This is a genomic window from Streptomyces brasiliensis, assembly GCF_014647875.1.
GTDB lineage: Bacteria > Actinomycetota > Actinomycetes > Streptomycetales > Streptomycetaceae > Streptomyces > Streptomyces brasiliensis.
Genome location: NZ_BMQA01000053.1, coordinates 21,861 through 44,857, shown reverse-complemented (window position 1 = coordinate 44,857; position 22,997 = coordinate 21,861). Strand labels below are relative to the sequence as shown.

28 protein-coding genes and 1 pseudogene are annotated in these 22,997 nt (G+C 69.5%); 23 read left to right on the top strand and 6 right to left on the bottom strand.

The window, feature by feature from the left end; all coding sequences use genetic code 11:
* A pseudogene (locus IEZ19_RS39695) lies at positions 1 to 202 on the top strand (transcriptional regulator); the annotation flags it as partial.
* 333 nt (positions 203 to 535) lie between these two features.
* On the opposite strand, the gene IEZ19_RS39690 reads toward IEZ19_RS39695, so the two are convergent.
* Positions 536 to 1,192, bottom strand: a complete 657-nt coding sequence (locus IEZ19_RS39690; protein ID WP_189316259.1) for a hypothetical protein — start codon at positions 1,190 to 1,192, stop codon at positions 536 to 538.
* Between the two features lie 359 nt (positions 1,193 to 1,551).
* Between IEZ19_RS39690 and hemL the strand changes: the two genes are divergently transcribed.
* The 9 genes from hemL to IEZ19_RS39645 all read left to right on the top strand — a co-directional run bounded on the left by hemL (position 1,552) and on the right by IEZ19_RS39645 (position 9,909).
* Positions 1,552 to 2,892, top strand: coding sequence for a glutamate-1-semialdehyde 2,1-aminomutase (gene hemL, locus IEZ19_RS39685; RefSeq protein ID WP_189316258.1), 1,341 nt, complete (start codon positions 1,552 to 1,554; stop codon positions 2,890 to 2,892).
* Between the two features lie 32 nt (positions 2,893 to 2,924).
* The gene (locus IEZ19_RS39680; RefSeq protein ID WP_189316261.1) at positions 2,925 to 3,572 is read left to right on the top strand and encodes a histidine phosphatase family protein; all 648 of its coding nucleotides are present in this window, start codon (positions 2,925 to 2,927) and stop codon (positions 3,570 to 3,572) included.
* A 111-nt stretch (positions 3,573 to 3,683) separates the two neighbouring features.
* The gene (locus IEZ19_RS39675) at positions 3,684 to 4,955 is read left to right on the top strand and encodes a polysaccharide deacetylase family protein (RefSeq protein WP_189316257.1); all 1,272 of its coding nucleotides are present in this window, start codon (positions 3,684 to 3,686) and stop codon (positions 4,953 to 4,955) included.
* A gap of 66 nt (positions 4,956 to 5,021) precedes the next feature.
* Positions 5,022 to 5,612 carry a TlpA family protein disulfide reductase gene (locus tag IEZ19_RS39670; RefSeq protein ID WP_189316256.1) on the top strand — a complete coding sequence of 197 codons (591 nt, stop codon included), beginning with the start codon at positions 5,022 to 5,024 and terminating at the stop codon, positions 5,610 to 5,612.
* A 1-nt stretch (position 5,613) separates the two neighbouring features.
* Entirely contained in the window at positions 5,614 to 6,381 is a 768-nt protein-coding gene (locus IEZ19_RS39665) for a cytochrome c biogenesis CcdA family protein (RefSeq protein WP_189316255.1), read from the top strand.
* A 4-nt stretch (positions 6,382 to 6,385) separates the two neighbouring features.
* Positions 6,386 to 8,104, top strand: coding sequence for a cytochrome c biogenesis protein ResB (gene resB, locus IEZ19_RS39660; protein ID WP_189316254.1), 1,719 nt, complete (start codon positions 6,386 to 6,388; stop codon positions 8,102 to 8,104).
* Positions 8,101 to 9,201 carry a c-type cytochrome biogenesis protein CcsB gene (ccsB, locus tag IEZ19_RS39655; RefSeq protein WP_189316253.1) on the top strand — a complete coding sequence of 367 codons (1,101 nt, stop codon included), beginning with the start codon at positions 8,101 to 8,103 and terminating at the stop codon, positions 9,199 to 9,201. Before resB ends, ccsB begins: the two co-directional genes overlap by 4 nt.
* A 27-nt stretch (positions 9,202 to 9,228) precedes the next feature.
* Positions 9,229 to 9,471, top strand: coding sequence for a hypothetical protein (locus IEZ19_RS39650; RefSeq protein WP_189316252.1), 243 nt, complete (start codon positions 9,229 to 9,231; stop codon positions 9,469 to 9,471).
* Between the two features lie 39 nt (positions 9,472 to 9,510).
* Positions 9,511 to 9,909 (top strand): SRPBCC family protein, encoded by a 399-nt coding sequence (locus IEZ19_RS39645; protein WP_189316251.1) that lies wholly within the window; start codon positions 9,511 to 9,513, stop codon positions 9,907 to 9,909.
* On the opposite strand, the gene IEZ19_RS39640 is transcribed toward IEZ19_RS39645, so the two are convergent.
* Together IEZ19_RS39640 and IEZ19_RS39635 are read right to left on the bottom strand one after the other, a co-directional pair.
* Positions 9,906 to 10,889, bottom strand: coding sequence for an isopenicillin N synthase family dioxygenase (locus IEZ19_RS39640; RefSeq protein WP_189316250.1), 984 nt, complete (start codon positions 10,887 to 10,889; stop codon positions 9,906 to 9,908). The two genes, IEZ19_RS39645 and IEZ19_RS39640, sit on opposite strands and share 4 nt — an antisense overlap.
* Positions 10,882 to 11,331 carry a nucleoside deaminase gene (locus IEZ19_RS39635; RefSeq protein ID WP_189316249.1) on the bottom strand — a complete coding sequence of 150 codons (450 nt, stop codon included), beginning with the start codon at positions 11,329 to 11,331 and terminating at the stop codon, positions 10,882 to 10,884. The genes IEZ19_RS39640 and IEZ19_RS39635 overlap by 8 nt, the downstream gene beginning before the upstream one ends.
* 193 nt (positions 11,332 to 11,524) lie before the next feature.
* Between IEZ19_RS39635 and IEZ19_RS39630 the strand changes: the two genes are divergently transcribed.
* Complete coding sequence (locus tag IEZ19_RS39630) at positions 11,525 to 12,292, top strand: CDP-alcohol phosphatidyltransferase family protein (protein ID WP_189316248.1); 768 nt, start codon at positions 11,525 to 11,527, stop codon at positions 12,290 to 12,292.
* On the opposite strand, the gene IEZ19_RS39625 is transcribed toward IEZ19_RS39630, so the two are convergent.
* Positions 12,231 to 12,716: a DUF7848 domain-containing protein gene (locus IEZ19_RS39625; RefSeq protein WP_189316247.1), complete on the bottom strand. Its 486-nt coding sequence runs from the start codon at positions 12,714 to 12,716 to the stop codon at positions 12,231 to 12,233. The two genes, IEZ19_RS39630 and IEZ19_RS39625, sit on opposite strands and share 62 nt — an antisense overlap.
* A 57-nt stretch (positions 12,717 to 12,773) precedes the next feature.
* Here IEZ19_RS39625 and IEZ19_RS39620 point away from each other — a divergent pair, with 57 nt between their 5' ends.
* Together IEZ19_RS39620 and IEZ19_RS51575 are read left to right on the top strand one after the other, a co-directional pair.
* The gene (locus tag IEZ19_RS39620) at positions 12,774 to 13,736 is read left to right on the top strand and encodes a helix-turn-helix domain-containing protein (protein ID WP_189316246.1); all 963 of its coding nucleotides are present in this window, start codon (positions 12,774 to 12,776) and stop codon (positions 13,734 to 13,736) included.
* Complete coding sequence (locus IEZ19_RS51575) at positions 13,693 to 13,812, top strand: DUF397 domain-containing protein (protein WP_229841339.1); 120 nt, start codon at positions 13,693 to 13,695, stop codon at positions 13,810 to 13,812. Before IEZ19_RS39620 ends, IEZ19_RS51575 begins: the two co-directional genes overlap by 44 nt.
* On the opposite strand, the gene IEZ19_RS39615 is transcribed toward IEZ19_RS51575, so the two are convergent.
* On the bottom strand, positions 13,809 to 14,777 hold the full coding sequence (locus IEZ19_RS39615; RefSeq protein WP_189316245.1) for a quinone oxidoreductase family protein: 969 nt from the start codon (positions 14,775 to 14,777) through the stop codon (positions 13,809 to 13,811). The two genes, IEZ19_RS51575 and IEZ19_RS39615, sit on opposite strands and share 4 nt — an antisense overlap.
* A 104-nt stretch (positions 14,778 to 14,881) precedes the next feature.
* On the opposite strand from IEZ19_RS39615, the gene IEZ19_RS39610 reads away from it, so the two are divergent.
* On the top strand, positions 14,882 to 15,214 hold the full coding sequence (locus IEZ19_RS39610; protein ID WP_189316244.1) for an ArsR/SmtB family transcription factor: 333 nt from the start codon (positions 14,882 to 14,884) through the stop codon (positions 15,212 to 15,214).
* A gap of 54 nt (positions 15,215 to 15,268) precedes the next feature.
* A complete protein-coding gene (locus tag IEZ19_RS39605; protein ID WP_189316243.1) occupies positions 15,269 to 15,901 on the top strand; it encodes a hypothetical protein in 633 nt (210 codons plus the stop codon).
* Positions 15,902 to 15,935: 34 nt separating this feature from the next.
* On the opposite strand, the gene IEZ19_RS39600 is transcribed toward IEZ19_RS39605, so the two are convergent.
* Positions 15,936 to 16,325 carry a PLD nuclease N-terminal domain-containing protein gene (locus IEZ19_RS39600; protein ID WP_189316242.1) on the bottom strand — a complete coding sequence of 130 codons (390 nt, stop codon included), beginning with the start codon at positions 16,323 to 16,325 and terminating at the stop codon, positions 15,936 to 15,938.
* 87 nt (positions 16,326 to 16,412) lie between these two features.
* On the opposite strand from IEZ19_RS39600, the gene IEZ19_RS39595 reads away from it, so the two are divergent.
* The 8 genes from IEZ19_RS39595 to IEZ19_RS39560 all read left to right on the top strand — a co-directional run bounded on the left by IEZ19_RS39595 (position 16,413) and on the right by IEZ19_RS39560 (position 22,995).
* On the top strand, positions 16,413 to 17,870 hold the full coding sequence (locus IEZ19_RS39595; RefSeq protein WP_189316241.1) for a menaquinone biosynthesis decarboxylase: 1,458 nt from the start codon (positions 16,413 to 16,415) through the stop codon (positions 17,868 to 17,870).
* On the top strand, positions 17,867 to 18,769 hold the full coding sequence (mqnP, locus tag IEZ19_RS39590; protein ID WP_189316240.1) for a menaquinone biosynthesis prenyltransferase MqnP: 903 nt from the start codon (positions 17,867 to 17,869) through the stop codon (positions 18,767 to 18,769). The genes IEZ19_RS39595 and mqnP overlap by 4 nt, the downstream gene beginning before the upstream one ends.
* 165 nt (positions 18,770 to 18,934) lie before the next feature.
* On the top strand, positions 18,935 to 19,609 hold the full coding sequence (locus tag IEZ19_RS39585; RefSeq protein WP_189316239.1) for a UbiX family flavin prenyltransferase: 675 nt from the start codon (positions 18,935 to 18,937) through the stop codon (positions 19,607 to 19,609).
* A gap of 72 nt (positions 19,610 to 19,681) precedes the next feature.
* A complete protein-coding gene (locus IEZ19_RS39580) occupies positions 19,682 to 20,137 on the top strand; it encodes an Lrp/AsnC family transcriptional regulator (RefSeq protein WP_189316238.1) in 456 nt (151 codons plus the stop codon).
* 80 nt (positions 20,138 to 20,217) lie between these two features.
* The gene (gene mqnE, locus IEZ19_RS39575; protein ID WP_189316237.1) at positions 20,218 to 21,381 is read left to right on the top strand and encodes an aminofutalosine synthase MqnE; all 1,164 of its coding nucleotides are present in this window, start codon (positions 20,218 to 20,220) and stop codon (positions 21,379 to 21,381) included.
* Between the two features lie 4 nt (positions 21,382 to 21,385).
* Positions 21,386 to 21,910 (top strand): GNAT family N-acetyltransferase, encoded by a 525-nt coding sequence (locus IEZ19_RS39570; protein ID WP_189316236.1) that lies wholly within the window; start codon positions 21,386 to 21,388, stop codon positions 21,908 to 21,910.
* 93 nt (positions 21,911 to 22,003) lie between these two features.
* Positions 22,004 to 22,303: a DUF4229 domain-containing protein gene (locus IEZ19_RS39565; RefSeq protein WP_189316235.1), complete on the top strand. Its 300-nt coding sequence runs from the start codon at positions 22,004 to 22,006 to the stop codon at positions 22,301 to 22,303.
* Positions 22,304 to 22,341: 38 nt separating this feature from the next.
* Positions 22,342 to 22,995 (top strand): TetR/AcrR family transcriptional regulator, encoded by a 654-nt coding sequence (locus IEZ19_RS39560; RefSeq protein WP_189316234.1) that lies wholly within the window; start codon positions 22,342 to 22,344, stop codon positions 22,993 to 22,995.
* Positions 22,996 to 22,997 lie beyond the last annotated feature (2 nt).

The following is a 22,997-nucleotide window of genomic DNA, read 5'->3' as shown; positions in this document are numbered from 1 at the left end:
GCAGCGCTTGGCCCCCCAGCCCGGCTTGAGCAGTCGCACGTTCATGCACCCCGAGATCGGGCCGATCACCGTGGACAGCGACTTCCTCACCGTACGTGACAGCGACCTCCGGTTGATCGTCTACTCCGGGGCGCAGGACAGCGAGGCGGCAGGGCAGCTCGACCTGCTGAGGACGATCGGCCTGCAGCCGTTCAGCAGCTGACTGCTGCCCTTTCCGGCGTGCGGGCGGGCCGAGGCGGCGGAGGGGTCTCGAGGGCCGCGGTGGGGTCGTCGGCGCGGGCGGCGGCGAGCGAGCTTCCGGCGACATAGCCGCGGGCCTCATGCGGCTCAGGGCAGCGGCTCTCTGGACGAGGTCGAACTCGTCCGAGACCCGCACCCGCAAGGCGATCGACGACGCCTTCACCGAGGAACCAGAGCTGGAAGGCACATCAGTGCCCCCGTCCAAACCAATGTGCCCTGGCCGCCTGACGCCCCCACCCGGCACATGACAAAGGCGGGGCCCGAAAACCCCGCCCGCTACCAGCGAAACCCCAGCTCAGGGCCACACAAGGCAATACGGCTGATGCCCCGCCTCATGCAACCGGTGGCTGAAGTCCTGCCACTCGTGCAGTAGCTGGTACACGTTGAACGCGTCCCGTGGTCCGCCGCGATCCGGGACCGTCGACCAGATGAACGCCGCCGCGCCCACCGCCTCCTCGCCGATGCCGCGGAGGGGGTCGACCACCGTCATCGGGAGTTTGACCACCGCGTAGTCGGGGTGCAGGACGACCAGTTCCAGGGGCGGGACCTTGTGCAGGGGGACGCCCTCGATGCCGGTCAGCACCATCGCGGCCATCGTCTCCGGCTTGATCTTGGTGAACATGCCGTTCATACCGAGTTCGTCGCCGCCGAGTTCCTCGGGGCGCATCGAGATCGGGACACGGGCCGCGGTCGCGCCGTCGGGCGCGCCGAAGTATTTGTACGTCACCCCCACCCGACCACCATTTCTGCTCCCCGCCCTCAGCCGCTCGATCCGACGGTCCGCCCGCTCCGTACGCTCCATACGTCGGTCGTCACGCTCCGACTCAACCGGACCGCCATGTGCCTGACGTGCCTCGTTCGCTTCCTCCGCCTCGCGTCGGTGCCTTCCCTGCCGGGCACGTCGAGGACCCAGGTCATCGGTCCCCTCGCCCAGTCCGCCACCGCGATGCATATCTCCACCCGACTGCTTTTCCAGGACGCCTGGCCCCGACCGCTTTTCTAGGGCGCGTGGGCCCCGCCGCGCAACCCGATCATCGTGTCAGTGACCTCCCCCACGGCCGTCCGCCGAAACGTGCGCGGAAACACCAGTCCGCAGGATCTTCGCAGCCTCTGAACACCATGTCCCGTACGAGCTGTGTGTAACACCTCTCAGTTTCGCAGATGGCGGCGGTCCGGCCACGTGTTTGCCCGGCGCAGCCGCAGGGAGCTGACAGCGTCGGCCTACCCTGAGTAGGTCACTACGCGGACGGGCGTCCGGGTACGTCGAAGAAGGCCGGAATTGGTCCCAGAAGGTCGGAGAAGTCGCAGGTCATGAGTGAATCGCCCGCAGCAGGAGCGTCCCACCCGCCCTACCCCTATGAAGCACCCGTCTCGCAGGCCCTGTTCGACCGTGCGTCCGTCGTCACGCCGGGGGGCGTGAACTCCCCGGTGCGCGCCTTCCGCGCTGTCGGTGGCACGCCCCGGTTCATGGTGTCGGGACGCGGTCCGTATCTGACGGACGCCGACGGGCGCGAGTACGTCGATCTCGTCTGCTCGTGGGGCCCCATGATCCTCGGGCACGCGCACCCCGAGGTGATCGCCGCCGTGCAGGAGGCCGTCGCACGCGGTACGTCCTTCGGTACGCCCGGCGAGGGCGAGGTGGCCCTGGCCGAGGAGATCGTGGCCCGCGTCGAGCCCGTCGAACAGGTACGGCTCGTCAGCAGCGGCACCGAGGCGACCATGAGCGCCATCCGGCTCGCCCGCGGCTTCACCCAGCGCAGCAAGGTGATCAAGTTCGCCGGCTGCTACCACGGCCACGTCGACGCGCTGCTCGCCTCCGCCGGCTCCGGCGTCGCCACCTTCGCGCTGCCCGACACCCCCGGTGTCACCGGCGCCCAGGCCGGCGACACGATCGTCCTGCCGTACAACGACCTCGAGGCCGTGCAGGAGGCCTTCCACCGGCACCCCGGCGAGATCGCCTGCGTCATCACGGAGGCCTCGCCCGGCAACATGGGCGTCGTCCCGCCGGACCCCGGCTTCAACCAGGGACTCAAGGACGCCTGCTCCAAGAACGGCGCCCTCTTCATCTCCGACGAGGTCATGACCGGCTTCCGGACGAGTCGCGCCGGGTGGTACGGCGTCGACGGGGTCAAGCCCGACCTCATGACCTTCGGGAAGGTCATGGGCGGTGGGTTCCCGGCCGCCGCCTTCGGCGGTCGCGCCGACGTCATGGCCCACCTCGCGCCCGCCGGGCCCGTCTACCAGGCCGGGACGCTGTCCGGGAACCCGGTGGCCACGGCCGCGGGTCTCGCCCAGCTGCGGCTGCTCGACGACGCGGCGTACGAGACGGTCGACGCCGTCTCCGCGCAGATCCGGTCCCTCGTCACGGAGGCGCTCTCCAAGGAAGGCGTCGCGCACCAGCTGCAGAACGCCTCCAACATGTTCTCCGTCTTCTTCACCGACCGGAAGGTGCGGACCTACGAGGACGCCAAGCGCCAGGAGTCCTTCCGCTTCACCGCCTTCTTCCACTCGCTGCTGTCGAACGGCGTCTATCTGCCGCCGTCGTCCTTCGAGTCCTGGTTCGTGTCCACGGCCCACGACGAGCGGGCCATCGGGAAGATCGCCGACGCCCTTCCGGCGGCGGCCCGAGCTGCCGCGGAGGCCACCGCGTGAGCACCGACAACGAGATCACCGTCGTCCACCTCATGCGGCACGGCGAGGTCGCCAACCCCGACGGGATCCTCTACGGGCGGCTGCCCGGATACCACCTGTCCGAACTCGGCCGGCAGATGGCCGACCGGGTCGCCGAGCACCTCGCGCCGCGCGACGTGACGTACGTCGTCGCCTCGCCGCTGGAGCGGGCGCAGGAGACCGCGACCCCGATCGCCAAGGCGCACGGGCTCGGCCTGGACACCGACGAGCGGCTCATCGAGGCCGGCAACGTCTTCCAGGGCAAGACCTTCGGCGTGGGCGACGGCGCGCTGCGCAAGCCGGAGAACTGGAAGCACCTCGTCAACCCGTTCAAGCCGTCCTGGGGCGAGCCGTACGTCGACCAGGTCGTACGGATGATGCAGGCGCTGGACGCGGCCAAGGACCGGGCGCGCGGGCACGAGGCGGTGCTGGTGAGTCATCAGCTGCCGATCTGGATCGTGCGGTCGTACGTCGAGAAGCGGCGCCTGTGGCACGACCCGCGCAAGCGGCAGTGCACGCTCGCCTCGCTGACGACGTTCACGTACCAGGGCGACAGGATCGTGTCCGTCGGCTACACCGAGCCCGCCCGCGATCTCGTTCCGGCCCATCTCCTCGCCGGCGCCAAGCCGGTGAAGGGGAAGAGCAAGGCCTTCGGGGCGTAGGTCACATTCGTTACGACAGTTACGAATTACGTGATTCGGCGTGGAACCTCCCCGTTCGTCACGTCCTCTGAGTGGGTGACCACCAGCAGGACGTGACGAATCGGGGAACTCATGCGCACCTTCTCCCGGAGGCGAATACTCGGCGTCGGCGCGGGCGCCACGGCCGCCGCGGCACTCGCCGGCTGCGGAACACCCAAGCCCTCAGACGGATCCACTCATGTGTCCGGTTCCGGGAGCGGGCACTCCGGCACGAGCGATGCGCACGCGGCCCGCCCCATCGGCGACGGCTCCACCTCCTTCACCGGCAATCAGCCCCACCAGCCCGCCGGGCCCGAGCCGCTGGAGCCCGGTCGGACCCCGCCGCAGTTCGTGGTCTTCTCCTGGGACGGCGCCGGCGAGGTCGGCAACGGGCTCTTCACCCGCTTCCTGGACCTCGCCAGGGAGCACGGCGCGAGCATGACCTTCTTCCTCTCGGGGCTGTATCTGCTGCCGGAGTCGAAGAAGCGGCTCTACGACCCGCCGAACAACCCGCGCGGCGCCTCCGACATCGGCTACCTCACCGACGAGCACATCAAGGCCACGCTCACCAATGTGCGCCGCGCCTGGCTCGAGGGCCACGAGATCGGCACCCACTTCAACGGGCACTTCTGCGCGGGCTCCGGCACGGTCGGCAACTGGACGCCCCAGCAGTGGCGCAGCGAGATCGAGCAGGCCAAGTCGTTCGTGAAGGAGTGGCGGACCAACACCGGGTGGAGCGATCTGCCGTCGCTGCCGTTCGACTACGACAAGGAACTGGTCGGCGGGCGTACGCCCTGTCTGCTCGGTCAGGGCGGTCTGCTGCCCACCGCCCGCGAGCTGGGCTGGCGCTACGACGCCTCGTCGCCGGGCGGGCGTCAGGTGTGGCCGGTGAAGACGCAGGGGGTGTGGGACCTGCCGTTGCAGCAGATACCGTTCCCCGGCCGCTCCTTCGAGGTGCTGTCGATGGACTACAACATGCTCGCCAACCAGTCGGTCAACTCGACGAACGCGCCCGCCTACAACTACCCGGGCTGGCGCACCCAGTCCGCCCAGGCGTACATATCCGGATTCGAGCGGGCATATGAGACAAACCGTGCACCCCTCTTCATCGGCAACCACTTCGAGCAGTGGAACGGGGGCATCTACATGGACGCCGTGGAGGAGGCCTTCACCCGCATCGCCCGCGAGAAGGAGAAGGGCGCGGACGTACGGCTCGTCTCCTTCCGGCAGTTCACGGACTGGCTGGACGTGCAGCGGCCCGAGGTACTCGCGAGGCTCCGTACGCTGGACGTCGGACAGCGGCCCGCGGCCGGTTGGAAGGAGTTCCTGACCGCCGCCCCCGCGACCGTCGGAAGCGCTGCCTGAAATGCGGGTTTCCACCCGCAAGGGGGGTGCGCAAGATCCCCGGATCGGACATGCGAAACTTTTCACATGAGTACCCGTAGCCGCGCCGTCCTGCTCAGCGCCGTGGTCGCCGCAGCGGCCCTGACCCTGTCCGCGTGCGGCTCCGGCGGCACCTCCGGCGGCGGTGGCAACACCAACTTCGTGACCGGGAACAACGGCATCGACACGGTCGCGAAGGGGCACCGGGCCGCGGCGCCCGACCTGTCGGGGAAGACGATCGACGGCAAGACCCTGGACGTCGCCGACTACAAGGGCAAGGTCGTCGTCGTCAACATCTGGGGCTCGTGGTGCAGCCCGTGCCGCGCGGAGGGGCCGAACTTCGCCAAGGTCTCCAAGGAGTACGCGACCCGGGGTGTGCAGTTCGTCGGCATCAACACCCGCGACACCAGCACCACCCCGGCGGTCAACTTCGAGAAGGAACAGGGCATCACCTACCCGAGCTTGTACGACCCGACGGGCAAGCTGATGCTCCGCTTCAAGAAGGGCACGCTCAACCCGCAGCTGATCCCGACCACCCTCGTCATCGACCGGGACGGGAAGCTCGCGGCGCGGGCGCTGCAGGCACTCAGCGAGGACGACCTGGTCAAGATGATCAAGCCGGTCCTCGCGGAGAAGTGACGTGAGCGCGATCACGCTGGCCGCCCTCGGGCAGAACGACACCGTCGCCAACGGAGCCCTGCTGCTCGCCCTCCCGATCGCTGTCCTGGGCGGGCTCGTGTCCTTCTTCTCCCCTTGTGTGCTGCCGCTCGTGCCCGGTTACCTCTCGTACGTGACGGGCGTCACCGGCACCGATCTGGCCGACGCCCGTCGCGGCCGGATGACGATGGGCGCTTCGCTGTTCGTGCTGGGCTTCACGGCGGTGTTCGTCTCCGGCGGAGCCCTGTTCGGGTTCTTCGGGCAGACACTCCAGGAGTACAAGGACGTCCTGTCCAAGGTGCTCGGCGTGCTCATGATCCTGCTGGGCGTCTTCTTCATGGGGCTGATGCCATGGCTGACCCAGCGTGAGTTCCGCTTCCACAAGCGGCCGGCCACGGGCCTGATCGGCGCGCCCGTCCTCGGCGCGCTCTTCGGCGTCGGCTGGACGCCCTGCATCGGTCCCACCCTCGCCTCCGTCGTCGGCCTCTCCGCCCAGCAGGCGAGCGCGGGCCGGGGCGCGCTCCTGGCCGTCGCCTACTGCGTGGGCCTGGGCGTGCCGTTCGTGCTCGCCGCGGTCGCCTTCCGCAAGGCCCTCGGCGCCTTCGGCTGGGTCAAGCGCCACTATGTCTGGGTGATGCGCATCGGCGGCACGATGATGATCGTGACCGGTGTGCTGCTGCTGACCGGGGCCTGGGACCGCCTGGTGCAGGAGATGCAGACCTGGTCCAACGGCTTCACTGTGGGGATCTGACGCGATGAGCAACACCACCACCGACACCTCGCCGGACGGGGCCGAGGACCAGGACCTCGGCGCCGCCGGGGCCCAGCTGTCCACCGCCCCCCGGGAGGAACCCCAGCTGCCCGGACTGGGCGTCATCGGCTGGGCCCGCTGGTTCTGGCGTCAGCTCACCTCCATGCGGGTCGCGCTGCTGCTGCTTCTGCTGCTGTCGCTCGGCGCGATCCCCGGCTCGCTGATCCCGCAGACCGGCATCGACATCACCAAGGTCGAGGACTTCCGCAAGTCCCACACGGTGCTCGCGCCGATCTACGACAAGCTCGGCCTCTTCCACGTCTACAGCTCGGTGTGGTTCTCCGCGATCTACATCCTGCTGTTCGTCTCCCTCATCGGCTGCATCGTGCCCCGCACCTGGCAGTTCGTGGGCCAGCTGCGCGGCCGTCCGCCGGGCGCGCCGAAGCGGCTGACCCGGCTGCCCGCCTACACCACCTGGCGCACCGAGGCCGACCCCGAGCAGGTGCGCGCGGCCGCTCTCGCCCTGCTGAAGAAGCGCCGCTTCCGGGCGCACGCCGCCGGCGACTCGGTCGCCGCCGAGAAGGGCTACGTCCGTGAGCTGGGCAACCTGGCCTTCCACGTCGCGCTGATCGTGCTGCTGACCGCCTTCGCCTGGGGCCAGATGTTCAAGTCGGACGGCACCAAGCTGGTCGTCGAGGGCGACGGGTTCTCCAACTCGATCCTGCAGTACGACGACTTCAAGTCCGGCAGCCTCTTCACCAACGACGACCTGGCGCCGTTCAGCTTCGACCTCAAGGACTTCAAGGGCACCTACGAGCTGACCGGCCCCAACCGCGGCACCCCGCGCCTCTACCAGGCCACGATGAAGTACAGCCAGGGCGCCTACGGCAAGGAGAAGTCGACCACCGTCAAGGTCAACAGCCCGCTGAAGATCGGCGACGCCAAGGTCTACCTGGTCAGCCACGGCTACGCACCCGTCATCACCGTCCGCGACGGCAAGGGCGACGTCGTCTACCAGGACGCCGTACCGCTGCTGCCGCTCGACGGGAACGTCACCTCCACCGGCGTGGTCAAGGTGATGGACGGCTACAAGAACGCCGAGGGCGTCACCGAGCAGCTCGGCATCAAGGCGTTCCTGCTGCCGACCTACGGCGGGGCCGGCCAGGAGACCGCGTCGACGTTCCCCGCGCTGCTGAACCCGGTGCTCAACCTGGAGCCGTACCACGGCGACCTGGGCGTCGACTCGGGCATCCCGCAGAGCGTGTACCAGCTCAACAAGAACCACATGAAGGACTACAAGGACTCCGACGGCAAGCAGCTGCGGACCAACCTCAAGCCCGGCGAGACGCTGACGCTGCCGAACGGCGCCGGGTCGGTCACCTTCGAGAAGCAGATCAAGGAATGGGCCGGCTTCGAGATCGTCCAGGAACCCGGCAGCGGCTGGGCGCTGGGCGGTGCCGTCGCCGCGATCCTCGGTCTCGCCGCCTCCCTGTTCATCCAGCGCCGCCGCGTCTGGGTGCGGGCCGTGCGCGGCGCCGACGGCGTCACCGTCGTCGAGATGGCCGGACTCGGCCGCAGCGAGTCCGCCAAGGTGCCCGAGGAACTGGGCGACCTCGCCGGAACCCTTTACGACCAGGCGCCCGGGGCCCCCGACCCCGACCCCGACCCTTCACCCACCCCCGACCCCCAAGTCGTACCTGCCGAAGGGGCTGAGAAGCAGTGACTTCCGCCGCCACGACCGAACTCGCCGTCGCGACCAACGAACACCTCGCGAGCATCAGCAACACGCTGATCTACTCCGCGATGGCCGTCTACACGCTGGCCTTCTTCGCCTACATCGCCGAGTGGCTGCTGGGCAGCCGCAGCAAGGTCGGCCGCACGGCCGCCGCGCTGACCGCGGACGCCACGAAGAAGGCCGCCGCGCCCGCCGTCACCGTCAAGAAGGCGGGCAGCACGGCCGTGCTGGAGCGGCCGAAGGTCGTCGTCCGGTCCGCGGCCGGCGCCCGGGACGTGCCGGACGGTCCCGGCGCCCACGGCGGTGACGAGCAGGGCGACATGTACGGCCGGATCGCCGTCTCCCTCACCGTGCTCGCGTTCCTCGTGGAGCTGGCCGGCGTGATCGCCCGTGCGGCCTCGGTGGAGCGGGCGCCGTGGGGCAACATGTACGAGTTCAACATCACGTTCTCCACGGTCGCCGTCGGCGTCTATCTCGCGCTGCTGGCGCTGAAGAAGAACATCCGCTGGCTGGGCCTGTTCCTGATCACCACGGTCCTGCTCGACCTGGGCCTCGCGGTCACCGTCCTGTACACGGCGAGTGACCAGCTGGTCCCGGCGCTCCACTCGTACTGGCTGTACATCCACGTCTCCACGGCGATCTTCTGCGGCGCGGTCTTCTACGTCGGCGCGGTCGCGACGATCCTCTACCTGTTCAAGGACTCGTACGAGAACAAGCTGCTCGGCGGCGGCACGCCCGGGAAGTTCGCGACCTCGGTCCTGGAGCGGCTGCCCGCGTCCGCCTCGCTCGACAAGTTCGCCTACCGCGTCAACGCCGCCGTCTTCCCGCTGTGGACGTTCACGATCATCGCGGGCGCGATCTGGGCGGGTGACGCCTGGGGCCGCTACTGGAACTGGGACCCGAAGGAGACCTGGTCCTTCATCACCTGGGTCGCGTACGCCTGCTATCTGCACGCCCGCGCCACCGCCGGCTGGAAGGGCCGCAAGGCCGCCTATCTCGCGCTGATCGCGTTCGGCTGCTGGCTGTTCAACTACTACGGCGTCAACATCTTCGTGAGCGGCAAGCACTCCTACGCGGGCGTGTAAGGCCCCGTGCACCGAAGGCCGGTTCCTGTGACGCGGGTCACGGGAACCGGCCTTCGTCGTACGACAGGTATCCGCAACGTCAAGGACTCGGTGGGCCGGGAAGGCGTCGCGGTCACCCGCGGGAGCCGGGGTGTCCGCGAGGAGCTGATCTTCGACGGGAGGACCCATGTGTTCCTCGGCGGGCGCCTGCTCGACGAGCAGGGCAGGACGGTCGGGACGAGCGCTGTGCTCGTCCGCGCCGTCGTGGACAAGGCGGGCCGGCGTCCGTAAGGGCGTGCGGAACGCTCCGTGACGGGTCAGGCTGGAAGCATGACCGGTTCCATCGAACAGGGCACCAGCCGGACCGACGGGAACACGCACCTCCTGCACTTCCTGGTGCGCATCCCGAGACCCATGGAGAAGGTCTGGCCGGCGGTGGCCACCCCGGAGGGGCTCGCGGGGTGGTTCACGCAGGCGGACGTGCTCGAGCCCCGGCTGGGCGGCGCGGTCACGCTGCGTGGTCTGGGGGAGGGGCGGGTCACGGCGTGGGACGTGGACCGGGTCGCCGAGTACACGCTGGAGGGCGACCGGATCCGCTTCCATCTGGAACGGGACGGGGACACGGCGAGCACCCTCCGGTTCACGCACGAGTTCCGGGGCGGGCAGGAGACGGAGTCCCGCTGGCGGACCCGCTTCGAAAAACTGATCGAATCCGTGGCGGTCCCCTAGGCGGACCTGACGGTGATCGAGTCGAGCTTCTCCCGCAGATACACGTGCGAGTCGACGGGCGGATACGCCACGCGGCCCACCGGCGCCGGCACGGACTCGACGCGCGTGCCCGGTGTGCACTCGCCGAAGTAGACCAGCGACATCAACTCCTCGGCGGGCGCGTCCGCGGGCGGCGGCAGCACCCGGTGCCGCCCGGACCGCCACCGGTCACCGGTCCAACGGGCCATCAGATCACCGATGTTGATCGTGAACGCGTCCGGATCGAAGGGCGCGTCCTCCCAGCCGCCCACGTCGGTGAACACCTGCAGCCCGCCCTTGCCCGCCTGCCGGTCGAGGACGGTCACCGTCCCGAAGTCGGTGTGCGGCCCGATCCGGAACTGCCCGGGCTCGGGCGCGCCGGTCACGTCGGTCCCCGGATACCAGTTGATATTGAAGCCGTACGTCGGATGGTCCATGTGCCGCGTGAAGAAGTCCGGTTCGAGCCCGAGGGCGTATCCGAGGAGAGACAGGAGCGTCTTCTCCAGCTCGGCCATGTGCCGCAGGTACTCCGCGCAGAGCCCGTGGAGTTCGGGCACTTCGGTGGGCCACACGTTGGGCGCGTACCACTCGGCGTCGACCGCCGGGTCGTCGAAGGGTTCGTGCGTCGCGAAGGTCAGCGACTCCTTCAGGTCGGGTGGCGTCTCGGTGCCCTCCGAGTACCCGTTGGCCTCGGCGCCGGGGCCGAGCCAGCCCCGGCCGCCGACCTTGGCCTCGTAGGCGGCCTTCACCTCGGCGGGGAGCAGGAAGAACGTGCGGGCGGCCGTGCGGATCGCGGCGCGCAGGGCCGGGTCGACGCCGTGCCCGGTGACGAGCAGGAAGCCGGCCGTCCGGAGGGCCTCGTCGACGGTACGGGCGAGGCCGGCGCGGGCCTCGGCGTCTCCGAAGAGCCAGGGCCGCAGATCGATCGTGGGGATGCGGGGCTGTTCCTGAGGCTCACTCACCGATGTCCTCGTTCCAGAGTGCCTGGTTGTCCTTGATGAAGGCGCGCATCATGCCGACGCACTCGGGGTCGTCCAGGAGCAGGATCTCCACGCCGTGCTCGGCCAGCCAGTCGTGGCCGCCGTGGAAGGTGGCAGCCTCGCCGATCACGACGCGCGAGATGCCGAACTGGCGGACCAGACCACTGCAGTACCAGCACGGCGAGAGGGTGGTGACCATGGTCGTCCCCCGGTACGACCGCTGCCGTCCGGCCGCGCGGAAGGCGGACGTCTCGGCGTGCATCGAGGGGTCGTCGTCCTGGACGCGGCGGTTGTGGCCGCGGCCGAGGAGCGTGCCGTCGGAACCGTAGAGGGCCGCGCCGATCGGGATGCCGCCCTCGGCGAGCCCGGCGCGGGCCTCGGCGACGGCGGTGGCGAGCCATGAGCGTGCCTGTGCCTGATCCATGTCTTCCACTCTCCCCCTCGAACCCGCGTTGCTCGCGTTTTCGGAGGAGCGGGGCGGGTGCGAGCGGTGGCGTGAAGTGGGCGGCGAACGGCCGGGGCGGGTCAGGTAAAGGGAGGTGAAACCTGGTCTGTACGCTGGCCCGATCGTCGCCGCGTGAGCGGCAGTTGGGCCACGGGTGGGTGGAGGAACGGTCATGGTTGCTGCTCCGGTGCTGGACGAGCTGCGGGAGGTGTGCCAGCCGCAGGCCAAGCTGGCGAGCCGCAATGGGGAGCACTGGGCCGGGCGGCTGTACATGCGCAAGCTCTCCCTGCGCTTCACCCGCCAGCTGGTGCGCACGCCCGTCACGCCGGACCAGCTGACCTGGACGATGGTGGTGTGCGGGGTGGCGGCCGGCGCCGCGCTGGCGATACCGGGCCTGACCGGGGCCGTCCTCGCCGTGATCCTGATGCAGCTGTTCCTCCTCTTCGACTGCGTGGACGGCGAGGTCGCCCGCTGGAAGGGGCAGAACAGCGCGGCCGGCATCTACGTCGACCGCCTGGGTGCCTACCTCGCGGACGCGGCGCTGATGGCGGGCGCCGGGTACCGGGCGGCGGAGAACGGCTTCGGCGGCTGGCTGTCGATCGGCCTGGCCACGGCCCTCGGCGTCGTCCTGCTGAAGGCCTCGACCGACCTGGTGGACGTGGCCCGCGCGCGGCGCGGCCTCGGCGTCGCCGACGACGAGTCGACGCGCCCGCGCTCCCAGGGCGTCGCGAACGTACGGCGGCTGGCGGCGGCCTTCAAGATCCACCGAGTGACGAACGGCATCGAGGCGTCCCTGGTGCTGCTGGTCGCGGCGATCGCGGACGTGGCCTCCGGCGGGATCGAGCCGACGCGCTGGGCACTCGGCGCCCTCGCCGTGATCACCTGGGTGATGGTCCCGGCCCACCTCCTGTCGATCCTGTCGTCGTCGCGCCTGCGCTGAGCCTCTCGAGTACCGCGTAGTCAGCGAACGTACGGCGGTAGCGCAGGTGCCGGGTTTCCTGGGTGTGGCGGCGCTGCCACTCCTCGACCTGGTCCGGGGCGGGGTGCGGGCCTGACGTGGCGCCGCAGCCGGACTCGTCGCCCGAGACGCAGCGGGCCTCGTACTCCGGGTGGGCCGTGGGGTCCTGGGCAATGACGTACGGGGCGTAGCGGAAGAGCCGACGGCCCGTCCAGGAACGGGCGTTGGCGGCCCGAACGCCCGCGGCCACGCGTTCCTCCTGCGTCGCCGGGCGGATCAGTCCCGGGTCCGCTTCCCATTCCCGGCCGCCTCCCACCGGGCGCAGCATCACGTACGGGCCCGCCTTGCCGCGAAACTCGCCCACCTTGCCCGTACGCGGGTCGTAGACGAACGTTCCCGTTTCCATGCGTCACCTCGTTACTCTGGGTGTATCGAGCGTCGCCCACGGGAATCGCCCGTATCAATGCTTCACGCGTGCCACTGGGCCGCTGTCACAGAGGGGGCCTGTCCTGTGACCCGAAACGCCGTTCTCTTCGGGGAGGTGCTCCGGCACTTCCGTGAGACCGCGGTCCTTACGCAGGAGGCGGTGGCCAGGGAGATTCCCTGCGACCGGTCCCATGTGGCCCGGGTGGAGGCGGGGACGAGGGTTCCGCACGACACGTTCGCCAAGAAGTGCGACGAACTGCTGGGTACGGGTGGGGTGTTGCTGCGGTTGTGGGGGCGGATCGACTGGTATCCGCAGGTGGAGCATCCGGATTGGTTCAAGCGGCGCGCGGAGATGGATGCGGTGGCGACATCTCTGCGGGAATACCAAGAGCGCGTCGTCCCTGGCTTGTTACAGACAGAGGGCTATGCACGGGCGCTGTTCTCGCGGGTCGTGAGCGGCGACGAGCTGGAGGAGCGCGTTCGAGCCCGACTCAGCCGACAGCAACGCTTCGTGTCTGGCGGCGGGCCGCTGTACGTCGTTGTCCTGGACGAGAGCTGTCTACGCAACGTGGTGGGGAGTCCGGGCGTCATGCGGGAACAGTGCGCGCACCTGCTCAGCGTCGGAACCCGCCCCAACATTCGTATTCAGGTGGCACCAGCCGCGCGTTACGGCCTTGTCCGTCCTAGCAGCTCCATGTCCTTGATCACGCTGCCGGACGGGCATCAGTGGGTCTACTCCGAATCCCTCGACCGCGGCCATTTCCGCGACGATCCGGCCGTCTTCGCCGGTCACAGTCAGACCTATGATGTGCTCAGGGCGGACGCCCTGTCGGCTCCCGAGTCCGCCGCTGTGATCAGCGACGCGATGGAGAGGTACGAGCAGCATGGACCGGCACGAACTCAGCGCCGCGGCCTGGATCAAGAGCAGCTACAGCGACGCCAACGGCGGCAACTGCATAGAAATCACCCGCGATTTCCCCGCAACCGTCCCCATCCGTGACAGCAAAACCCCCACCGGCCCCACCCTGTTGATCTCCCGGAGGGCCTGGTCGGAGTTCGTGGCGTCCCTTTCCTAGAGCCGGAGCAGCAGCTTCCCGGTGCTGGTCCGAGCGCCCATCAGCCGGTGCGCCTCAACCGCCTCCTCCAGGGTGAACTCGGCCGTCACCGGCAGGGACACCGTGCCGTCGACCGCCGTCGCGAAGGCGCGTTCGGCCAGGTCACGGAGCCGGTCCGGGGCCGTCTTCGCCAGGGTCAGGATGGAGAAGCCGGCGACCGAGATGCCGAGGGGATAGAGCTCGGGCTGCCCCACGCTCCACGGCGCCTCCGAGCTCGCGTTGCCGAAGGAGACCAGGCGGCCGAAGACGGCCAGTGAGGCCAGGCTCGCGCGCAGGGTCGCGCCGCCCACGGGGTCGAGGGCGAGGTCGACGCCCCGGCCGCCGGTCGCCTCCAGCACCGGTTCCTGGAAGGCGCCGACGAACACCTCGTCGTAGCCGTGCTCACGCGCGTACGCCGCCTTGGGCGCCGAGGACACCACGCCGAACACCGCCCCCGCGCCTGCGGCCCGCGCCAACTGCCCGACCACCGTGCCCACTCCGCCCGCCGCGCCCTGGACGAGGAGCGTCTCGCCGGGCTGGAGACGGCCCACCGAGTGGACCAGGGCGTACGCCGTCGGCAGTACCGTCGGCAAGGTGGCCGCCGTGCGCAGGTCGACGCCGGACGGCACCGGGAAGACCGTCGTCGCGTCGGCCACGACCACATCGGCGTACGCGCCGCCCTCGGTCAGGGCCGCAACCTCCTGGCCGACGGTCAGTCCCTCGACCCCGGCGCCCACCGCGCGGACACGGCCGGAGGCCTCCAGACCCGGGACGAAGGGCAGGACCGGCACCCGGTAGCCCTCCGAACGGGCCTTCAGATCAGCGAAGTTCACGCCGGTGTACGCCACGTCGACGCTCACCTGACCGGGCCCCGGTTCGGGGACCTCGGCCGCCACGACCTTCAGTACCTCGGGACCGCCGTACTCCTGGAACTCGACCGCGCGCATGGCACACCAGCATCCTTCACTGAGTGTTCGGTGAGAGGCGAACACTCGCGAGTGTATGGTTTTCATCGAACACTCGGCAACCGTGACACGGCGAGGAGGACGGCGTGGCCACCGCCAGTCATCGGACCGCCCCCGAGCACATCCACCCCGAGGACGTCTCCGTCCAGACCGCCCTCGCGGCACTGGCCGATCCCGTACGGCTCAGTCTCGTCAGGGAGTTGGCGGGTTCAGTGGAGTGGTCGCGCAGCTGCGGCAGTTTCGACGTGCCGGTCGGCAAGGCGGCACTCAGCCATCACTTCGCCGTACTGCGCGGCGCGGGCCTCGTCGAGCAGCGGGACGAGGGGCCGAGGCGGGTCAACCGGCTGCGCAGGGCCGAGTTCGAGGCACGTTTCCCGGGGCTGCTGGAGCTCGTTCTGCGGGACGACCCGGCCGTCTGAACGTCCTCGCCCCCTCCGGCGTCCCAGTCACGGACCCGGAGCGGAGGAGGGGACATGAACAAGCGCGCACGGTCCGTCATGTGGCTCGGCGTGGCCCTCGCGGTCGTCGCCGTAGCCGTGGCGGCCGCTCTGACCGTGGACGGACTGCGGAACCTGGGCGCCGACGACGGTGGCGGTCTCCGCAAGGGCGACGCCGGGACGAAGTGTGTCGGCACCCGTCCCGTCAGCAGCCTTCCCGACGGACGCGGCGTGACCGCCGCCCTGCGCCTCGTCATGCGCATCGATCAGGTGGCGCCCCGGCGCCACCCCGACGTCTTCACCGGGCTCGCCGTCGACGAGGACGACCAGGCCGCCGACGTGTGGCGCATTCCCTCCGACGCCTTCGACGCCGAGATCTGCGGCCTCGCCGTACGGGGCACGACCGTCCGGCTGCACGACACCGACGTGAACCGCAAGACGCTCGACGCCCTCTCCGATCGCGTCGTGGCCGACACGAAGCGCTGGGACGGCACCTTCGCCATGCGCGAAGTCGGCGTGGACGAGCGCGGGTTCGTCCGTGTCGGGGTCGACGATCCCGACACGGCCACGCCGCTCATCGAGAAGGCGTACGGGGAGGAGAACGCCCGGTACATCAGGGTGGTGCACGAGGAGCCGGCTCACGACGACGTCGGCGGCACTCCCGTCTGAGCACCGCGTGAACGGACTCCGGTGCCGCGCAGCCTCAGCTGTCCTTCGGCTCCCCGCCCGTCTCCTTGCGGCGCAGTTCCTCCTCGCGGCGGCGCAGGTCGGCCTCCCAGTTCTTCAGGAGCTGCTCGTCGCGCTTGTTCACCTCGGCGAGGGAGCGCAGGAACGCGGGGTCGTCGTCCGGGGCGACCTGGTCGAAGCGGTGGTTGGCGTGCCACTCCGAGGGGGTGCGGCCGCTCACCGGCGGTTGCCGGACCTTGCCCGCGGCGAGCCAGACGATCGGGCCGACGATCCAGAAGAGCAGGATGATGAACACCCAGGCGATCTTGGGTAGGTGCCGTGCCTCGTCCTCGGGCGTGTTCAGGCAGTCGATGAGCGCGAAGATCGTCAGCGCCAGCGGCACGAGGTACATCAGCAGCCTGAACATGGCGGAAAAGCCCCCTGGAATTGATGGTTGGGCCCTCACCCGGCCCCGTGACGGGGCCAGGGTAGCGGCTCGGGGATACTGGACCCCATGGCTTACGACGATCTTCGCTCCCTGCTCAGGGCGCTGGAGCGCGAGGGCGACCTCAAGCGCATCAAGGCCGAGGTCGACCCGTATCTGGAGGTCGGGGAGATCGTCGACCGGGTGCAGAAGGCCCAGGGGCCCGCGCTGCTCTTCGAGAACGTGAAGGGCTCGGCGATGCCCCTCGCGATGAACGTCTTCGGGACCGACCGGCGCCTGCTCAAGGCCCTCGGCCTGAAGTCGTACGGCGAGATCAGCGACAAGATCGGCGGCCTGCTGCGGCCCGAGCTGCCGCACGGCTTCGTCGGTGTGCGCGAGGCCTTCGGGAAGCTCGGCGCGATGGCGCACGTCCCGCCGAAGAAGGTGAAGTCCGACAGCGCCCCGGTGCAGGAGGTCGTCCTGCACGGCGACGAGGTCGACCTGGACCGGCTCCCGGCGCTGTTCACCTGGCCCCAGGACGGCGGTTCCTTCTTCAACCTCGGGCTCACCCACACCAAGGACCCGGAGACGGGCATCCGCAACCTCGGCCTGTACCGGCTCCAGCGCCACGACAAGCGCACCATCGGCATGCACTGGCAGATCCACAAGGACAGCCGCAGCCACTACCAGGTGGCCGCGAAGAGGGGCGAGCGGCTGCCGGTCGCCATCGCCTTCGGCTGCCCGCCCGCCGTGACGTACGCCTCCACCGCGCCGCTGCCCGGCGACATCGACGAGTACCTCTTCGCCGGGTTCATCGCGGGCAAGCGGATCGAGATGGTCGACTGCAAGACCGTGCCGCTCCAGGTCCCGGCGAACGCCGAGGTCGTCCTGGAGGGCTGGCTGGAGCCCGGCGAGATGCTGCCGGAGGGTCCCTTCGGCGACCACACCGGCTTCTACACCCCGCAGGAGCCCTTCCCGGCGCTGCGGATCGACTGCGTGACGATGCGGCGCCGACCGCTGCTGCAATCGATCGTCGTAGGCCGGCCCCCGACGGAGGACGGACCTCTCGGCCGTGCGACGGAGCGGTTCTTCCTCCCGCTCCTCAAGATCATCGTTCCGGACATCGTGGACTACCACCTGCCCGAGGCCGGTGGTTTCCACAACTGTGCGATCATCTCGATCGACAAGAGGTACCCGAAGCATGCCCAGAAGGTGATGCATGCGGTCTGGGGGGCGCACATGATGTCCCTGACCAAACTGATCGTGGTCGTCGACGCCGACTGCGATGTGCACGATCTGCACGAGGTTGCCTGGCGGGCCCTCGGCAACACGGACTACGCCCGTGACCTCACGGTCGTGGAAGGTCCCGTCGATCACCTCGACCACGCCTCCTACCAGCAGTTCTGGGGCGGCAAGGCGGGGATCGACGCGACCAGGAAGTGGCCCGAGGAGGGCTATACCCGGGACGGCGGCTGGCCCGAGATGGTGCTGTCCGACCCGCAGACGGCGGCGAAGGTCGACCGCCGGTGGAAGGAGTACGGCCTGTGAGCAGCGCCTCCGCTGCGATTTCGCAGCCAGGACGCACAAAGGCGTTCCTGCGCCTGGTGATGATCGAACACTCCGTCTTCGCGCTGCCCTTCGCGTACATCGCTTCGCTGACCGCGATGTTCGAGTGGGACAGGAACATCCACTGGGGCCGGCTGCTCCTGGTCACCATTTGCATGGTGGGGCTGCGCACGTTCGCGATGGCCGTCAACCGGATCATCGACCGCGAGATCGACGCCCGCAACCCGCGCACCGCGCACCGCGAGTTGGTCACCGGCGCGATGTCCGTACGGCACGCCTGGACCGGCGCGCTGATCGCCCTGGTGATCTTCCTGGGCGCGGCGGCCCTGCTCAACCCGCTGTGTCTGGCCCTGGCGCCCATCGCGGTGATCCCGATGGTGGTGTACCCGTACGGCAAGAGGTTCACGAACTTCCCGCAGGCCATCCTGGGTCTCGCGCAGTCGATGGGCCCGGTCGGCGGCTGGCTGGCGATCAGCGGCGAGTGGTCCTGGACCGCGATGATCCTGGGCCTGGCCGTCGGCATCTGGATCGGCGGCTTCGACCTGATCTACGCCTGCCAGGACGTCGAGACCGACCGGGCGATCGGCGTCCTGTCCGTCCCGGCCCGCTTCGGCATCCCGGCGGCGATCTGGGGCGCCCGCGCCTGCCACCTCGTGACCACGGCCCTGTTCGTCTGGTACGCCCTGGCCACCGACGCCGGCGCCTTCTTCTGGCTGGGTCTGATCGTCGTCGCGGTCGCGTTCGGCTACGAGCACACGATCGTGCGGCCGCATGACCTGTCACGGCTGAACAGGGCGTTCTTCAGCGTCAACGGGTTCATCGGAATCGCCCTGTTCGTCTGCGCGCTGCTCGATCTTCTGGTTCGGGGTCTGACCGTCTGAATGCGGTGCGGCCCCGATCTCGCGGCCTCCCGAACCACCTGATCTCCGATCCTCGTACGGGCCACCTCGTCACGCTCCGGAATCCCGGCCCCGGTTCCCCTCCCGTGGATCCCGAGGCAGCCGACCGGTCCTGAGTACATCCCGTCTCACCGGTACGCTCAAGGTGTGAACGCAGGAGAAAGGCAGCGCACGCCTTGGATCGTAGGGGTGTCCGGTGCCTCCGGTACGCCCTATGCAGCCGCCGTGCTGCGCGCGCTCCTCGCCGCCGGCGAGCACGTGGACCTGGTGGTCAGCCGGGCCTCGCGGCTCACGCTGCTCGACGAGACCGGCATCGCCTTCCGGGACGCCCACTGGCAGGACGACCTGGGTGAATGGCTGTCGCGCGGGGCCGACGGGAAGCCCCTCGCGTTCGCCGGGGACCTCGACGCGGTGCGGTACTGGAACGCAGGCGACCTCGCCGCCGGCCCGTCCTCGGGGTCGTACCCGGCGAAGGGCATGTTGATCGTGCCCGCCTCCACCGCCGCCGTGGCCGGTGTCGCGCTCGGCCTGTCGAAGGACCTGCTGCAACGGGCGGCGAGCGTGACCCTGAAGGAGCGGCGCACGCTGGTGGTGTCCGTACGGGAGACCCCGCTGAACGGCCAGACGCTGCGGCACCTGGTGACCCTGGACGACGCGGGCGCGACCGTCGTACCCGCCTCGCCGGCCTTCTACGCGGGAGCGACCCACATCCAGGACCTGGTGGACTTCGTCGCGGGACGGGTCCTCGACGCGGCGGGTGTGGCGCACGGCCTCTACCGCCGCTGGGCGGGCGACCTCGGCGGCGCCTCGCGGACCGAGTGAGCATCACACGGCCTCCGCGGCACTCATGACTTCGTGAACTCTGCAGGATTCTCATCGGAAGGCTTCGATCGCATGGACGCGGTGGACAGGCAGCTCATCCAGGCTCTGAGGGAGAACGGCCGGGCCTCCTACGCGGAGCTGGGACGCCTCGTCGGTCTGTCGGGACCCAGCGTCACCGACCGCATCAACCGGCTCGAGGCGGCCGGCGTCATCACCGGCTACCGCGCCACCGTGGACGCCGCGTCGCTCGGCCTCGGTGTCACCGCCCTGATCGGCATCTCGCTCTCCGACGCCGCCGACCACGAGGACGTGGCGCGCAGGCTCAAGGACCTGTCCGAGATCGAGGACTGCTGGTTCATCGCGGGCGACGACTCCTTCATGCTCAAGGTCCGCGCGACCGACGTCGACGGCCTGGAGCGGATCATCCGGCGGCTCAGCGGCACCAAGGGCGTCTCCCGGACCCGTACCACGATCGTGCTGTCCACGAAGTGGGAGAACCGGGTCGGGGAACTTCCCGAAGAGGTCTAGGCGCGAAGCGCCGTATGGGGGCACCTCCCGCCCGAAGGGTGGGGGCGTACGGTTGGGGGTCGTCGGAGAAAGGTGTGGGCATGGACGTCGGGCTCAAGCGCGAGCTGGAGGACAAGGTACGGGAGGGCGTGCGCCTGACCCGTGAGGACGGCATCGCGCTGTACGAGTCGGACGACCTGGCCTGGCTCGGCGGACTCGCGCACGAGGTGCGGACGCGGAAGAACGGCGACGTCGTCCACTTCAACGTCAACCGCCACCTCAACATGACGAACGTGTGCACCGCGTCCTGCGCGTACTGCTCGTTCCAGCGCAAGCCGGGCGAGAAGGACGCGTACACGATGCGCATCGAGGAGGCGGTGAAGCTCGCCAAGGCGATGGAGTCGGAGAACCTCACCGAGCTGCACATCGTCAACGGCCTGCACCCGAACCTGCCCTGGCGCTACTACCCGCGTTCGCTGCGCGAGCTGAAGGCCGCCCTTCCGAACGTCTCGCTGAAGGCGTTCACCGCGACCGAGATCCACCACTTCGAGACGATCTCCGGCCTGAGCGCCTCCGAGATCCTCGACGAACTGATCGACGCCGGCCTGGAGTCGCTCACCGGCGGCGGTGCGGAGATCTTCGACTGGGAGGTCCGGCAGCACATCGTCGACCACCGGACCCACTGGGAGGACTGGTCGCGCATCCACCGCCTGGCGCACGAGAAGGGCCTCAAGACTCCGTGCACCATGCTCTACGGCCACATCGAGGAGCCGCGCCACCGCGTGGACCACGTGCTCAGGCTCCGTGAGCTGCAGGACGAGACGAACGGCTTCCAGGTCTTCATCCCGCTGCGCTACCAGCACGACTTCGTCGACATGAAGGACGGCAAGATCCGCAACCGCCTCCAGGCCCGGACGCAGATGGCGACCGGTGCCGAGGCCCTCAAGACCTTCGCGGTCTCGCGGCTGCTGTTCGACAACGTCCCGCACGTCAAGGTCTTCTGGGTGATGCACGGTGTGCAGACCGCGCAGCTGGCGCTGCAGCACGGTGCGGACGACATGGACGGCTCGGTCGTCGAGTACAAGATCACGCACGACGCGGACAACTTCGGCACGCCGAACAAGCTCACCCGCGAGGACCTGCTGGACCTCATCCGCGAGGCGGGCTTCCGTCCGGTGGAGCGCAACACGCGCTACGAGATCATCCGCGAGTACGACGGTCCCGACCCGCTGCTCCGCGAGTCGCCGCAGCCGATGCGGGTGTGACGCGGTGGCCCTGACCTTCGAGCTGGACCCGGCGGTCACGCCCGCCCTGCGGGACGGCGTGCTCACGCTGTGGGCCGACGTGTCGAACGCGGGCGGCTCCGTCGGGTTCGTACCGCCCGTGACCGCCGACGACATACGCCCCGAGCTGCTGCGGCACCTCACGGCCATGGCCGAGGGCCGCACCCGGCTGCTGGTGGGCCGGGACGAGACCGGGGCGGTCGCCGCGACGGCGTTCATCACGCACAACACCCACCGGCTGATGCGGCACTGGGTGTGGCTCTACACGGTGATGGTGCACCCCGGCCACCAGGGCCGCGGCTACGGCCGCGACCTGCTCGCGGCGGCGGAGCGGGCCGTCTCGGGATGGGACGGCATACAGGCGATACGGCTCACCTGCCGGGGCGGGACCGGCCTCGAGCGCTTCTACGCCTCCTGCGGTTACAAGGAGGTCGGTCGGGTGCCGGGCGCGATCCGCGTCGCGCCGGGTGACGACCGCGACGACATCACGATGCTGCTGCCGCTGCTGTGACCGCGCGGACCCGCCTGCAAGATCGGGTCCGCGCCGTGCTTCACTGGACGGTGCCCCATTTAGGATTCTTACGATTCGGAAGACTGGATTGAGATGCTTCGCTACACGCTGATGCGCCTCGGCATCTTCGCCGGCTGCTTCGTGGTCGTCTGGGGAGCCGTCTACTCCGGGATCTTCCCGCGTGGCTTCGGCGACGCCAACTTCCTGTGGGTGCTGCTGCTCTCCATGGTGCTCTCGGCGCCGATCAGCTGGGTGGTGCTGCGCAAGGAGCGGGACCGGGCGTCGGTGCGGATCGTGCAGAAGGTCGACCGGGTGAAGGCCAACCTGGAGGCCAACCGCAACCAGGAGGACGTGGCCGACGACGCGGCGCGGGCGCAGGGCCAGACCTCCTGACCGGCCCGGGTGCCGCGGGGCCCAACTAGTCTTGCCCCATGGGTGCCGTGAAGACCAAGCGGATGCCGCGGGCGGTCCGGGAGCAGCAGATGCTGGACGCCGCCGTGCGGACCTTCGGGCGGCGCGGGTACATGGCCGCGTCGATGGACGAGATCGCCGAACTGGCGGGCGTGTCCAAGCCATTGGTGTATCTGTACCTGAATTCCAAGGAATCCCTCTTCACGGCGTGCATCCGTCGTGAGGCCCGGGCGCTGACGGAGGCCGTGCGCACGGGAGTACGGCCGGACCTGCCGGCCGACCGCCAACTCTGGGACGGACTCCAGGCGTTCTTCGCGCACACCGCCGAGCATCCCGACGGCTGGTCGGTCCTCCACCTTCAGGCACGCACCCACGGTGATCCCTTCGCCGCCGAGGTCAGGGCGATGCGCGAGGAGATCGTCGCGTTCGTCACCGAGCTGATCGTGGTCGCGGCCCGCGAGGCTCACAGCGACCCGGACCTGCCGGAGCGGGAGGTCGCGGGCCTGGCCGAGGCCCTGGTGGGCGCGGCGGAGTCCCTCGCGGCCTGGACGAACGCCACCCCGGGCGCCACGGCCCGCCAGTCAGCGTCCACCCTGATGAACTTCGCATGGGCGGGCCTGTCCAACCTGATGGACGGACGGCCCTGGTCTCCGCCCGTCGACGAGGTGTCGTAGAC